Below are 13,151 nucleotides of genomic sequence, written 5' to 3'. Positions count from 1 at the left end.
CGGGAGTAGTGGCGAGCGAAACCGGATGAGGCCAAACCGTATGCGTGTGAGACCCGGCAGGGGTTGCGCATTCGGGGTTGTGGGATCTCTCTTGATCAGTCTGCCGGCTGGTCGACGAGTCAGAAACCGTTGATGTAGGCGAAGGACATGCGAAAGGTCCGGCGTAGAGGGTAAGACCCCCGTAGTCGAAACGTCAGCGGCTCGTTTGAGAGACACCCAAGTAGCACGGGGCCCGAGAAATCCCGTGTGAATCTGGCGGGACCACCCGCTAAGCCTAAATATTCCCTGGTGACCGATAGCGGATAGTACCGTGAGGGAATGGTGAAAAGTACCGCGGGAGCGGAGTGAAATAGTACCTGAAACCGTGTGCCTACAAGCCGTGGGAGCGTCGGAGTGGAGCTTGCTCCATTCTCGTGACTGCGTGCCTTTTGAAGAATGAGCCTGCGAGTTTGCGGTGTGTTGCGAGGTTAACCCGTGTGGGGAAGCCGTAGCGAAAGCGAGTCCGAATAGGGCGATTCAGTAGCGCGCTCAAGACCCGAAGCGGAGTGATCTAGCCATGGGCAGGTTGAAGCGGAGGTAAGACTTCGTGGAGGACCGAACCCACCAGGGTTGAAAACCTGGGGGATGACCTGTGGTTAGGGGTGAAAGGCCAATCAAACTCCGTGATAGCTGGTTCTCCCCGAAATGCATTTAGGTGCAGCGTCGTGTGTTTCTTGCCGGAGGTAGAGCACTGGATAGGCGATGGGCCCTACCGGGTTACTGACCTTAGCCAAACTCCGAATGCCGGTAAGTGAGAGCGCGGCAGTGAGACTGTGGGGGATAAGCTCCATGGTCGAGAGGGAAACAGCCCAGAGCATCGACTAAGGCCCCTAAGCGTACGCTAAGTGGGAAAGGATGTGGAGTCGCAGAGACAACCAGGAGGTTGGCTTAGAAGCAGCCACCCTTGAAAGAGTGCGTAATAGCTCACTGGTCTAGTGATTCCGCGCCGACAATGTAGCGGGGCTCAAGCGTACCGCCGAAGTCGTGTCATTCACACAATAGGGCCAACGCCTGTGTGGATGGGTAGGGGAGCGTCGTGTGCCGGGTGAAGCAGCACCGGAAGGTAGTTGTGGACGGTTCACGAGTGAGAATGCAGGCATGAGTAGCGATACAAACGTGAGAAACGTTTGCGCCGATTGACTAAGGGTTCCTGGGTCAAGCTGATCTGCCCAGGGTAAGTCGGGACCTAAGGCGAGGCCGACAGGCGTAGTCGATGGATAACCGGTTGATATTCCGGTACCCGCTGTGAAGCGTCAAACATCGAATCCAGTGATGCTAAGCCCGTGAAGCCGCCGGCTGAGTCTTCGGACGAGGTCGGAGTGGTGGAGCCGGTGACCCGAGCTGGTAGTAGGTGAGTGATGGGGTGACGCAGGAAGGTAGTCCATCCCGGGCGGTGGTTGTCCCGGGGTAAGGGTGTAGGACGGTGTGTAGGCAAATCCGCACACCATTGAGTCTGAGACCTGATGCCGAGCCGATTGTGGTGAAGTGGATGATCCTATGCTGTCGAGAAAAGCCTCTAGCGAGTTTCATGGCGGCCCGTACCCTAAACCGACTCAGGTGGTCAGGTAGAGAATACCGAGGCGTTCGGGTGAACTATGGTTAAGGAACTCGGCAAAATGCCCCCGTAACTTCGGGAGAAGGGGGGCCACATCCGGTGAGAGGACTTGCTCCTCGAGCTGGGGGTGGCCGCAGAGACCAGCGAGAAGCGACTGTTTACTAAAAACACAGGTCCGTGCGAAGCCGTAAGGCGATGTATACGGACTGACGCCTGCCCGGTGCTGGAACGTTAAGGGGACCGGTTAGTCCGATTTCGGTCGGGCGAAGCTGAGAACTTAAGCGCCAGTAAACGGCGGTGGTAACTATAACCATCCTAAGGTAGCGAAATTCCTTGTCGGGTAAGTTCCGACCTGCACGAATGGCGTAACGACTTCTCGACTGTCTCAACCATAGGCCCGGTGAAATTGCACTACGAGTAAAGATGCTCGTTTCGCGCAGCAGGACGGAAAGACCCCGGGACCTTTACTACAGTTTGATATTGGTGTTCGGTTCGGCTTGTGTAGGATAGCTGGGAGACTGTGAAGCTTGGACGCCAGTTCAGGTGGAGTCGTCGTTGAAATACCAGTCTGGTCGTGCTGGATGTCTAACCTGGGTCCGTGATCCGGATCAGGGACAGTGTCTGATGGGTAGTTTAACTGGGGCGGTTGCCTCCTAAAGAGTAACGGAGGCGCCCAAAGGTTCCCTCAGCCTGGTTGGCAATCAGGTGTTGAGTGTAAGTGCACAAGGGAGCTTGACTGTGAGACCGACGGGTCGAGCAGGGACGAAAGTCGGGACTAGTGATCCGGCGGTGGCTTGTGGAAGCGCCGTCGCTCAACGGATAAAAGGTACCCCGGGGATAACAGGCTGATCTTCCCCAAGAGTCCATATCGACGGGATGGTTTGGCACCTCGATGTCGGCTCGTCGCATCCTGGGGCTGGAGTCGGTCCCAAGGGTTGGGCTGTTCGCCCATTAAAGCGGTACGCGAGCTGGGTTTAGAACGTCGTGAGACAGTTCGGTCCCTATCCGCTGTGCGCGTAGGAGTCTTGAGAAGGGCTGTCCCTAGTACGAGAGGACCGGGACGGACGAACCTCTGGTGTGCCAGTTGTCCTGCCAAGGGCATGGCTGGTTGGCTACGTTCGGGAGGGATAACCGCTGAAAGCATCTAAGCGGGAAGCCTGCTTCGAGATGAGGACTCCCACCCACTTGATGGGGTAAGGCTCCCAGTAGACGACTGGGTTGATAGGCCGGATCTGGAAGCACGGTAACGTGTGGAGGTGACCGGTACTAATAGGCCGAGGGCTTGTCCTCAGTTGCTCGCGTCCACTGTGTTAGTTCTGAGGCAACGACCGTTGCCGGTTTCTTGAGCAGAACACATAACTAAAGAGTGTGCTTGTTCGCTCGAAACCATTAGGGTTTCGGTGGTCATAGCGTGAGGGAAACGCCCGGTTACATTCCGAACCCGGAAGCTAAGCCTTACAGCGCCGATGGTACTGCAGGGGGGACCCTGTGGGAGAGTAGGACACCGCCGAACAATCTTTGGGAAGGACCCCTGGTCACCAGCGTTCAGCTGGGACCAGGGGTCCTTTCGTTTTTACAATGCTTGCAGTACCGAAGACAGGAGTCACCATGTCCACCAACTCTCCCGACGATCGACCGGAGCGCGACCAGCGGCGACGGGACAGTGGTGACCGTGGTGGTTACCGAGGTGACCGTGGTGATCGGGGCGGCTTCCGACGGGACAACGACCGGCGCGACGACCGTCGGAACGACCGGGGTGGTGACCGCGGAGGGTTCCGGCGCGACGACAACCGCGGTGGTGGCACTGGCGGCGGCTACGGCCGGCGTGACGACCGTCGCGATGACCGCAGGGACGACCGCCGTGATGACCGTCGTGACGGAGACCGTGGGCAGCGTCCCGGGTTCCGCCGCGACGACCGGCCCGGCGCCCCGCGCCGTGACGACCGAGCCGGCGCCCCGCGCCGTGACGACCGGGACCGGGACCGTGGCTTCCGTCGGGACGGCGACCGTCCGGCCTACCGACGTGACGACAACCGTGGTGGCGGCAGTGGTGGCGGGTACGGCCGGCGCGACGACCGCAGGGACGATCGCCGTAGCGACGACCGCGACCGTGGCTTCCGCAGGGACGACCGGGACCGGGACCGCGGCTTCCGTCGGGATGACGACCGGGACCGTGGGTTCCGTCGTGACGACCGTGCTGACCGCGGTGACCGTGGCGGCGACCGCGATCGCGGCTTCCGCAGGGACGACCGGCGTGATGACCGTCGCGACGATCGCCGTGATGACCGTCGTGACGGTGACCGGGGTGGCTTCCGGCGCGATGACCGGCGTGACGGCGACCGTGGTGGGTTCCGTGGGCGTGACGACCGGGACCGCGGGTTCCGTCGTGACGACCGTGCTGACCGCGGTGACCGTGGCGGCGACCGCGACCGTGGCTTCCGCAGGGACGACCGGCGTGATGACCGTCGCGACGATCGGCGTGATGACCGCCGTGATGACCGTCGTGACGGTGACCGGGGTGGCTTCCGCCGGGATGACCGGCGTGACGGCGACCGTGGCGGTTTCCGTGGGCGTGACGACCGTGGTGCTCGTGGGCCGCGCCGGGACGACCGTGGTGGACGCCCCGGAGGGTTCCGTGGGCGGGACGACCGCAGGGATGACCGGCGCGACGACCGGCGTGACGACCGTCGCGGTGGCGGCCGCCCCGGTGGGTTCCGGGACGACCGGGACCGTGACCGTGAGCCGATCAAGCGGCTGCCGATCCCCGAGGACGTCACCGGCGACGAGATCGACAAGGACGTACGGCAGGAGCTTCAGAGCCTGCCGAAGACGCTCGCCGAGGATGTCGCGCGCAACCTGGTGATGGTCGCGCGGCTCATCGACGAGGACCCCGAGGGCGCGTACGGCTACTCGCGGGTCGCGCTGCGGCTGGCGTCGCGTGTCGCGGCCGTACGGGAGGCGGCGGGCTTCGCGGCGTACGCCAACCAGAAGTACACCGAGGCGCTGGCGGAGTTCCGTGCCGCGCGGCGGATGACCGGGACCGTGGAGCTGTGGCCGCTCATGGCCGACTGCGAGCGTGGACTCGGGCGTCCCGAGAAGGCGCTGGACATGGCCGGTGCGCCCGAGGTGCACAAGCTCGACAAGGCCGGGCAGGTCGAGATGCGCCTGGTCGCGGCCGGTGCCCGGCGTGACATGGGGCAGCTGGACGCGGCGATCGTGACGCTGCAGAGCCCGGAGCTCGCGTCCAACTCCGTGCAGCCGTGGACCGCGCGACTGCGGTACGCGTATGCGGACGCGCTGCTGGCCGCCGGGCGGCAGGGCGAGGCGCGGGAGTGGTTCGCGAAGGCCGTGGAGGCCGACAAGGACGGCAGCACGGACGCCTCGGACCGGCTCGCGGAGCTGGACGGTGTCGAGTTCGTCGACGCCTTCGACGAGTCGGAGGACGACGGCGAGGGCCAGAGCGGCGGCGGTGCCGCGGCGGCGCCGGCGGACGACGAGTGAGTGACTGACGTGTGAGGAGGGGCGGGATCCCGGCAGGGATCCCGCCCCTTCGGCGTTCTCAGACGTCCAGGGCGCGCAGCACCAGGCCCGAGGCCGGTTTCGGGCCGAAGGACGTCGACTTGCGGGGCATGGTGACGCCCTGGCGCGCGAGGTCGCGGACGACGTCCTCGCGGACGGGGTGCATGAGCACGGCCGTGCCGCCGTCGCGTTCCGCCTTGCGCACGGTGGCGGCGGTGTCGTGGATGTAGGCGATACGGGCCGGGTCGTCCTCGGGGATGCGCCAGATGTGCGCGAGGAGCGTGGCGTGCAGGACGGTGGCGTCCAGGGTGCGCCAGGCGGCCGGGCGGTCGGCGGGGACCGTGCGGTCGAGCAGGGCCGGGTCCGGCCGGTCGACGAGGTGGAAGCCGCCGTCGCCGGCCAGGAGGTACGCGTTGCCCTTGTGGGCCGCGTCGGCCAGGTGGTCCAGCGCCTCGGTGAGGGGCACGTCGAGGCGGCGTGCGCGGAAGTGGCCGTCGAGGGCGGCCAGGGCGTCGGCCGGCGCCAGGTCGTGCAGGAGGCGGTGGATGGCCCGTACGCGCAGCGGGTGGCGGGCCGTGTCGACCAGGAGGACCAGGCCGTGGTCCCAGGGGCTGGGGGAGGGGTGCTCGTCCCGCAGCCGCAGATAGGTGGCCCAGCGGTGGTGGCCGTCGGCGATCAGGGCCTGGCGGGGGGCCAGGTCCGAGCGGATGTGGGCCACGTCGGCGGGGTCGGTGAGCGACCACAGGCGGTGGCGGTAGCCGTCCTCGGTGGTGGTGGCGAACAGCGGCGGCAGGGCGGCCGTGCGGTCGATGACCGCGCTGGTGTCGTTCTCGGTGCCGTCGCCGCGGTAGGTGAGCAGCAGGGGTTCGAGGTTCGCCGAGGTGGCGCGCATCAGGGCGGCGCGGTCGGCGACCACGTGCGGCATGACGTCCTCGTGCGGCAGGACGACCCCCTCGGACGGGTCCGACAGACGCAGGGTGCCGATGACGCCGCGCTGGAGCATGCCGTCGTCGGAGCGCTGCTCGTAGACGTAGAGCGCGGGTTCGGGGTCGGCCCTGAGGATGCCCTCGGACAGCCAGCGGCGCAGCGTCTTCGCGGCCTGCTCGTTGCGGGCGGCGGGGCTGGCGGCCTGCGGCAGGATGAGGCGGACGATGTTGTACGGGTCCGCGTCCTGGAGGTGGTGCAGGCCGTCGGGCCGTACGACGACGTCGTACGGCGGGGATGTCACGGCCGCCAGACCGCCGACCCGGTCGGGGTCGTAGCGGAGGCCGCGGAACGGGGTGAGTTCCAGGCCGGGGCCCGCCGGTGGTTCCGGGTGACCTGCTGTGTTCATCCCGGCATCGTACGGGTGTCCGTGGCATGGGGGATGATCGGGGGAAAGCCGTCGAACGAGGAGCGATGCGGGATGAGCCAGAGCGTCAGGACGAGGCCCGGGGCGTGTGGCCGGGTGCTGAGCGAGGCGTACGACACGGCGCTGCTCGACCTCGACGGTGTGGTGTACGCCGGGGGTGACGCGATCGCGTACGCCGTGGACTCGCTCGCGGCGGCCAGGGCGGGCGGGATGCATCTGGCGTACGTCACGAACAACGCGCTGCGCACCCCGGACACGGTGGCGGCGCATCTGACGGAGCTGGGCATACCGACCGGCGCGGACGACGTGATCAACTCGGCGCAGGCGGTGGCGCGGCTCATCAGCGAGCAGGTGCCGCAGGGCTCCCGGGTGCTGGTGATCGGCGGGGAGGGGCTGCGGGTGGCGCTGCGCGAGCGCGGTCTCGTGCCGGTCGACTCGGCGGACGACGACCCGGCGGCGGTCGTGCAGGGGTACGGCGGGCCCGAGCTGCCGTGGGGCCGGTTCGCGGAGGCGTGCTACGCGATCGCGCGCGGGGTGCCGTGGTTCGCGTCCAACACGGATCTGACGATTCCGGGCGCGCGGGGGATCGCGCCGGGCAATGGGGCGGCGGTGGAGGTCGTACGGATCGCGACCGGTGCGGAGCCGCAGGTGGCGGGGAAGCCGCTGCCTCCGATGCACCGCGAGACCGTGCTGCGGACCGGTGCCGAGCGGCCGCTGGTGGTCGGGGACCGGCTGGACACGGACATCGAGGGCGCGTTCAACGGCGAGGTGGACTCGCTGCTGGTGCTGACCGGGGTCACGGACGGCGCCCAGTTGCTGGCGGCGCCGCCGCAGCACCGGCCGACGTATGTGGACGCGGATCTGCGGGGGCTGCTCACCGGACAGCCCGAGGTCGCCGGTGACGGGGACGGCTTCCGGTGCGGCGGCTGGACGGCGTCGGCGCGGGGCGAGCGGCTGGAACTCGACGGGGACGGCGCGCCCTTGGACGGGCTGCGGGCGCTGTGCGCGGCGGCCTGGACCTGGGCCGGGGACGGCGTGTGCACGCTGGACGCGGAGAAGGCGCTGGCGCGGCTGGGGTTGTGACCCCGGGGGTGCGTCGCCGTGCGGGAGGGCATCGTCGTTGATTGGCAGGCTAGGCTAACCTAACTGCGTGTTGGTCGACAGTCCTCCCCAAGAGCGCGCCCCGTCGGTGCCAGTGTCACCGAGCCGTCGGGCCGCGCGTGCCGTCGGGCTGCTGCTCTCCGCCCTGATCCTGGTGGCCGTCGTTCTGGCGAGCGTCGCGATCGGCGCGAAACAGCTGTCGCTCGGCGAGGTCTGGCACGGGCTGTTCGGGAGCACGGGCACCTACGCCGACGTCGTCGTGGACGACCGGATCTCACGGACCGTCCTCGGGGTGCTCGCCGGTGCCGCGCTCGGGCTGGCGGGAGCCGTCCTGCAGGCCCTCACGCGCAATCCGCTCGCCGATCCCGGGCTGCTCGGCATCAACGCGGGCGCGTCCGCCGCCGTCGTCACCGCCATCACCTTTCTCGGCGTCACCAGCCTGAGCGGGTATGTGTGGTTCGCGTTCGCCGGCGCTGCGGGGGTCGGGGCGCTCGTCTGGTTCCTCGGCGGCAGCCGGGGCGCCACACCGGTGCGGCTGGCGCTCGCGGGCACGGCCATCAGCGCCGCCCTGTACGGCTATCTGCAGGCCGTGATGATCCTGGACAACGCGGCGCTCAACAAGATGCGCTTCTGGACGGTCGGTTCGCTGACGTCGGCGACAGACTCCACCATCCGGCAGGTCCTGCCGTTCCTCATCGCCGGCATGGTGCTCGCGTTGTGTCTGGCCCGGCCGCTCAACGCCATGGAGATGGGGGACGATACCGCCCGGGCTCTCGGCGCCCGGCTGAACCGCACCCGTGTGCTGTCGATGCTCGCCGCGACCGTGCTGTGCGGTGCGGCGACCGCCGCCTGCGGGCCGATCGTGTTCGTCGGACTGATGGTGCCGCACGTGGTGCGTTCGTTCACCGGCCCGGATCTGCGCTGGATCCTGCCTTACGCGGCCGTCCTGTCGCCCGTGCTGCTGCTCGGCGCCGACGTGATCGGCCGGGTCGTCGCGCGGCCCTCGGAGCTCCAGGTCGGCATCGTCACCGCGATCCTCGGCGGACCGGTCTTCATCTTTCTCGTACGACGGCGGAGGACGGCCCAGCTGTGAGCACCGCATCGAAGCAGGCACCGCGGGACGAGGCGGCCGCCACCGCGCGGCGCGGGCGTACCGCGCGCGCCCTGCGCACCCCGGGCGGCCTCTCCGTCCGCCTCGACGTGCGGGCGCTGACCGTGGTCGTCGTCCTGCTGGCCGCCGCGCTGGCCGCCGGTGTCCTGCTGATCGGCACCGGCGAGTTCCCGATCGGCACCCAAGACGTGGTCAGGACGCTGCTCGGGGACGGCAACCCGGGGCAGGAGCTCGTCGTCATCGACCTGCGACTGCCGCGGGTGCTGGTCGCCCTGCTGGTCGGCGCCTCGCTCGGTCTGGGCGGCGCGCTGTTCCAGGCGCTGTCCCGCAACCCGCTGGGCAGCCCGGACATCCTAGGGCTGAGCCAGGGCGCCACGGCTGGGGCGCTCGTGGTGATCGTGCTGGTCGCCGGGGACGCCCGCCAGGTCACCCTCGGGGCCCTCGCCGGCGGGCTCGCGACCGGCCTGGCCATCTATCTGCTGGCCTGGAAGCGGGGCGTGCACGGCTACCGGCTCGTCCTGGTCGGCATCGGCATGTCGGCGATCATGACGGCGGTCAACGGCTATCTGCTGACCAAGGCCGACATGGTCGACGCGGCCCGTGCCGTGGTGTGGATGACCGGGTCGCTCAGCGGCCGGGACTGGGAGCAGGTCTGGCCGCTGCTCGCGCTGTGCGCGGTGCTCGTCCCGCTCGTCCTGGGCAACGGCCGCGCGCTGCGCATGATGGAGATGGGCGACGACGTCTCGTACGCGCTCGGGGTGCGGGTCGAGCGGGTGCGGCTGCTGCTGATGCTGGCCGCCGTGCTGCTCACCGCGGCCGCCACCGCCGCCGCGGGACCGGTCAGCTTCGTGGCGCTCACCGCGCCGCAGCTGGCCCGCCGGCTGACCCGTTCGCCCGGCCCGAACCTGCTGCCCTCGCTGTGCATGGGCGCGACCCTGCTGGTCACCGCCGACTGGACGTCCCAGCGGGTCTTCGGCGCCGACCAGCTCGCGGTGGGTGTGGTCACGGGCGTGCTCGGCGGCGTGTATCTGCTCTGGCTGCTGGTCACCGAGCGCAGGGCGGGCCGGATATGAGCGCCGGCAGCGGCCTCGGCAGCGAGGCGACCCACGGGCCGAACAACCGAAGGAGCACAGTGAACCGCCTGTCCGCCGACAACGTCACCCTCGCCTACGACCAGCGGGTCATCGCGGAGCAGCTGTCGGTGGAGATACCCGACCACTCCTTCACCGTGATCGTCGGCCCCAACGCGTGCGGCAAGTCCACGCTGCTGCGCGCCCTGTCGCGCATGCTCAAGCCGGCCGAGGGGCGGGTGCTGCTGGACGGCAAGGCCATCCAGTCGATCCCGCCGAAGAAGGTCGCGCGCACTCTGGGCCTGCTGCCACAGTCCTCCATCGCGCCCGACGGCATCACGGTCGCCGACCTGGTCGGCCGCGGCCGGTACCCGCACCAGGGCATCCTGCGGCAGTGGTCCGCCGAGGACGAGCGGGTCGTACGGGAGTCCATGGAGCAGACCGGGGTGGCCGAGCTCGCGGACCGCTATGTGGACGAGCTGTCCGGCGGGCAGCGCCAGCGGGTGTGGATCGCCATGGCGCTGGCCCAGCAGACCCCGCTGCTGCTGCTCGACGAGCCGACGACCTACCTGGACATCCAGCACCAGATCGATGTGCTGGACCTGTGCGCGGAACTGCACGAGGAGCAGGGCCGCACCCTCGTCGCCGTGCTCCACGACCTCAACCACGCCGCCCGCTACGCCACCCATCTGATCGCCCTGCGGGAGGGGCGGGTCGTCGCCGAGGGAGCGCCGGGGGACGTCGTCACGGCCGAACTGGTCGAGGAGGTCTTCGGGCTGCGCTGTCAGGTCATCGACGACCCGGAGACGGGCACGCCGCTGGTGGTGCCGGCGGCCCGCAAGGCCCGTACGAAGGCCGCCGTCACAGGAGCTTCCTGAGCAGCAGCAGATCGCGGACGCCCGCGTGGAGCTTCACCCGGCCCGCGCCCCAGGCCTTGGCGAAGTGCAGCTCGCCGGCGACCAGGGCGACCAGGTCGTCGCCGGTCATGGTCAGGCGGATCTGCGCCTTGTCGCGGGGCGGGCCCTGGAGGGTGTGGTCGACGTGGATGCGGCCGCCGGTCATCCGGCCGGTGAACGTCACGTCCAGGTCGGTGATGTGGCAGCTCACCGAGCGGTCCAGGGCGGTCGCCGCGTGGACGTCCCCCTCGGCGCGCTGCATGGACTCCGAGAGCTTCTCGAGTGCGGCGCGGCACTCCTCGATCGTGGCCATCGTCATCGACGGTACCCCAGGGGTTCGCGGTAGCGTCTGCGCATGAACGACTCTGCGCCCGAGGCCACGTCACCGGCCGGCGAGGAGGCCGTGGAGGCCGTCGACGAGCACGACCCGGCCGCCCCCGCCCCGCTGGCCGTCCCGCGCACCCCCACCGGGAACGCCGACGTCGACGCCTGGCTGGAACGGCTGGGTGACGCCGACCACCTTGCGACCGACGGGCACCTCGAGGTGTACGAGGATGTACACCGAGGGCTGCGCGACGCGCTCACCGCGCTCGACGCCCGCCCGGGACCCCCGGCGCCCTCTCCGCCGTATGGAAACAGGAGCTGAACCGAACGTGGCAGGAGTCGCACGCCGCCGTCTGGACGCGGAGCTGGTCCGCCGCAAGCTGGCGCGCTCGCGCGAGCACGCCAGCCAGCTGATCGCGGCCGGGCGGGTCACCGTCGGCAAGACCGTGGCGACGAAGCCCGCCACCCAGGTCGAGACCGCGGCCGCCATCGTCGTACGGGCCGACGACGGGGACCCCGACTACGTCTCCCGCGGCGGGCACAAGCTGGCGGGCGCGCTGGCCGCGTTCGTGCCGAAGGGGCTCGTCGTGGAGGGCCGGCGGGCGCTGGACGCCGGCGCGTCCACCGGCGGTTTCACGGATGTCCTGCTGCGGGCGGGCGCCGCGCACGTCGTCGCGGTGGACGTCGGATACGGACAACTCGCCTGGACTCTGCAGAGTGATGAACGCGTCACCGTCAAGGACCGTACGAACGTACGCGAGTTGACGCTCGATGCGATCGATGGGGAGTCAGTGGATCTTGTCGTCGGAGATCTGTCCTTCATCCCGCTCGGCCTGGTGCTGCCCGCTCTGGTGCGGTGCGTGAAACCGGACGCCGATCTGGTGATGATGGTCAAGCCGCAGTTCGAGGTGGGGAAGGAACGTCTGGGGAGTGGGGGAGTCGTACGGAGTCCGCAGCTGCGGGCGGAGGCCGTGCGGACGGTGGCCGGGAAGGCGTGGGAACTCGGACTCGGGGTGAACGGGGTCACCGCCAGTCCGCTGCCCGGACCGTCGGGGAACGTCGAATACTTTCTGTGGCTGCGTGCCGGGGCGCCCGCTCCGGACCCGGCCGACATCGACCGTGCAGTGGCGGAGGGGCCGCGTTGACACCGAACCGAGCTCGTACTGTTTTCCTGCTCGCCCACACCGGGCGGCCCGCGGCCATCCGCAGCGCCGAACTCGTGGTCGGCGGCCTGCTGCGCTCGGGGATCGGCGTGCGGGTGCTGGAGGCCGAGGCCGAGGACCTGCCGCTGCCGGACGAGGTGCAACTCGTCAAGGAGGCGACCCCGCAGTGCCTGGACGGCTGCGAGCTGCTCATCGTCCTCGGCGGTGACGGGACGCTGCTGCGCGGCGCGGAGTTCGCGCGGGCGTCCGGGGTGCCGATGCTGGGCGTCAACCTCGGGCGGGTCGGGTTCCTCGCGGAGGCCGAGCGCGACGACCTGGACAAGGTCGTCGACCGGGTGGTGACCAAGGCGTACGAGGTCGAGGAGCGGATGACCGTCGACGTCGTCGTCCACCAGAACGGCGACATCGTGCACACCGACTGGGCGCTGAACGAGGCGGCCGTGCAGAAGGTGTCCGCCGAGAAGCTGCTCGAGGTGGTGTTGGAGATCGACGGGCGCCCGGTCACCGGGTTCGGCTGCGACGGCATCGTGCTGTCGACGCCGACCGGATCGACGGCGTACGCCTTCTCGGCCGGCGGGCCCGTGGTGTGGCCGGAGGTCGAGGCGCTGCTGATGGTGCCGATCAGCGCGCACGCGCTGTTCGCGAAGCCGCTGGTGACCTCGCCGGACTCGGTGCTCGCCGTGGAGGTGCTGCCGCACATCCCGCCGGGGGTGCTGTGGTGCGACGGGCGCCGGACGGTGGAGCTGCCGCCGGGGGCGCGGGTCGAGGTGCGGCGCGGGGCGGTGCCGGTCCGGCTGGCCCGGCTGCACCACGCGTCGTTCACGGACCGGCTGGTGGCGAAGTTCGCGCTGCCCGTCTCCGGCTGGCGCGGGGCACCGCACTAGGCCTGGGAGACCTGGGAGAAAGGGCCGGGGAAAGGCCACCCGCCCGGGTGACAAGGTGGGGTCCGTACCCATTCGTCACCTGGACCTTCACAGGACTGGGACCGGGGTGCGTCGCATCCCCGGCCCCGGACCTCGTAA

11 protein-coding genes and 2 rRNA genes (1 of these 13 only partly in view) are annotated in these 13,151 nt (G+C 69.1%); 11 read left to right on the top strand and 2 right to left on the bottom strand.

Features of this window, described 5'->3' with window-relative positions:
• From DC008_RS07140 to DC008_RS35675, 4 genes are all read left to right on the top strand, one after another.
• A 23S ribosomal RNA gene (locus tag DC008_RS07140) occupies nucleotides 1–2,884 on the top strand (it extends 239 nt beyond the left edge of the window).
• A 106-nt stretch (nucleotides 2,885–2,990) separates the two neighbouring features.
• Nucleotides 2,991–3,107, top strand: a 5S ribosomal RNA gene (gene rrf / locus DC008_RS07135).
• 150 nt (nucleotides 3,108–3,257) lie between these two features.
• Nucleotides 3,258–4,457, top strand: coding sequence for a hypothetical protein (locus DC008_RS35680; protein ID WP_208646144.1), 1,200 nt, complete (start codon nucleotides 3,258–3,260; stop codon nucleotides 4,455–4,457).
• On the top strand, nucleotides 4,349–5,095 hold the full coding sequence (locus DC008_RS35675; RefSeq protein ID WP_208646102.1) for a tetratricopeptide repeat protein: 747 nt from the start codon (nucleotides 4,349–4,351) through the stop codon (nucleotides 5,093–5,095). Before DC008_RS35680 ends, DC008_RS35675 begins: the two co-directional genes overlap by 109 nt.
• A gap of 58 nt (nucleotides 5,096–5,153) precedes the next feature.
• Here the strand turns inward: DC008_RS35675 and DC008_RS07125 are convergent, their stop codons facing one another.
• Entirely contained in the window at nucleotides 5,154–6,446 is a 1,293-nt protein-coding gene (locus tag DC008_RS07125) for a DUF1015 family protein (protein WP_108706214.1), read from the bottom strand.
• A gap of 72 nt (nucleotides 6,447–6,518) precedes the next feature.
• Between DC008_RS07125 and DC008_RS07120 the strand changes: the two genes are divergently transcribed.
• The 4 genes from DC008_RS07120 (at nucleotide 6,519) to DC008_RS07105 (ending at nucleotide 10,624) form a co-directional block, all read left to right on the top strand.
• Entirely contained in the window at nucleotides 6,519–7,547 is a 1,029-nt protein-coding gene (locus DC008_RS07120; protein WP_108706213.1) for an HAD hydrolase-like protein, read from the top strand.
• A 67-nt stretch (nucleotides 7,548–7,614) separates the two neighbouring features.
• Nucleotides 7,615–8,658 (top strand): FecCD family ABC transporter permease, encoded by a 1,044-nt coding sequence (locus tag DC008_RS07115; RefSeq protein ID WP_108706212.1) that lies wholly within the window; start codon nucleotides 7,615–7,617, stop codon nucleotides 8,656–8,658.
• 71 nt (nucleotides 8,659–8,729) lie between these two features.
• Entirely contained in the window at nucleotides 8,730–9,749 is a 1,020-nt protein-coding gene (locus DC008_RS07110; protein WP_235072799.1) for a FecCD family ABC transporter permease, read from the top strand.
• Nucleotides 9,746–10,624: an ABC transporter ATP-binding protein gene (locus DC008_RS07105; protein ID WP_108706210.1), complete on the top strand. Its 879-nt coding sequence runs from the start codon at nucleotides 9,746–9,748 to the stop codon at nucleotides 10,622–10,624. The genes DC008_RS07110 and DC008_RS07105 overlap by 4 nt, the downstream gene beginning before the upstream one ends.
• On the opposite strand, the gene DC008_RS07100 is transcribed toward DC008_RS07105, so the two are convergent.
• Nucleotides 10,608–10,955, bottom strand: a complete 348-nt coding sequence (locus DC008_RS07100; protein WP_108710593.1) for a sterol-binding protein — start codon at nucleotides 10,953–10,955, stop codon at nucleotides 10,608–10,610. The genes DC008_RS07105 and DC008_RS07100 overlap by 17 nt on opposite strands.
• A gap of 42 nt (nucleotides 10,956–10,997) precedes the next feature.
• On the opposite strand from DC008_RS07100, the gene DC008_RS07095 reads away from it, so the two are divergent.
• Genes DC008_RS07095 through DC008_RS07085 form a run of 3 tightly spaced genes read left to right on the top strand, consistent with a single transcriptional unit; the run spans nucleotide 10,998 to nucleotide 13,013 of the window.
• Entirely contained in the window at nucleotides 10,998–11,288 is a 291-nt protein-coding gene (locus DC008_RS07095; protein ID WP_108706209.1) for a hypothetical protein, read from the top strand.
• A gap of 7 nt (nucleotides 11,289–11,295) precedes the next feature.
• A complete protein-coding gene (locus DC008_RS07090) occupies nucleotides 11,296–12,111 on the top strand; it encodes a TlyA family RNA methyltransferase (RefSeq protein WP_108706208.1) in 816 nt (271 codons plus the stop codon).
• On the top strand, nucleotides 12,108–13,013 hold the full coding sequence (locus DC008_RS07085; RefSeq protein WP_055622736.1) for an NAD kinase: 906 nt from the start codon (nucleotides 12,108–12,110) through the stop codon (nucleotides 13,011–13,013). The genes DC008_RS07090 and DC008_RS07085 overlap by 4 nt, the downstream gene beginning before the upstream one ends.
• The last annotated feature ends 138 nt before the right edge of the window (nucleotides 13,014–13,151 follow it).

The organism is Streptomyces nigra (assembly GCF_003074055.1).
Classification (GTDB): domain Bacteria; phylum Actinomycetota; class Actinomycetes; order Streptomycetales; family Streptomycetaceae; genus Streptomyces; species Streptomyces nigra.
Note: the sequence above shows the minus strand (reverse complement) of the source record. Positions and strands in the feature narration are given on the sequence as shown.

Excerpts from the sequence above, each read along its gene's own strand:
- DC008_RS07125 (WP_108706214.1), bottom strand. The coding sequence starts at position 6,446 with ATGAACACAGCAGGTCACCCGGAACCACCGGCGGGCCCCGGCCTGGAA.
- DC008_RS07120 (WP_108706213.1), top strand. The coding sequence starts at position 6,519 with ATGAGCCAGAGCGTCAGGACGAGGCCCGGGGCGTGTGGCCGGGTGCTG.
- DC008_RS07105 (WP_108706210.1), top strand. The coding sequence starts at position 9,746 with ATGAGCGCCGGCAGCGGCCTCGGCAGCGAGGCGACCCACGGGCCGAAC.
- DC008_RS07100 (WP_108710593.1), bottom strand. The coding sequence starts at position 10,955 with ATGGCCACGATCGAGGAGTGCCGCGCCGCACTCGAGAAGCTCTCGGAG.
- DC008_RS07095 (WP_108706209.1), top strand. The coding sequence starts at position 10,998 with ATGAACGACTCTGCGCCCGAGGCCACGTCACCGGCCGGCGAGGAGGCC.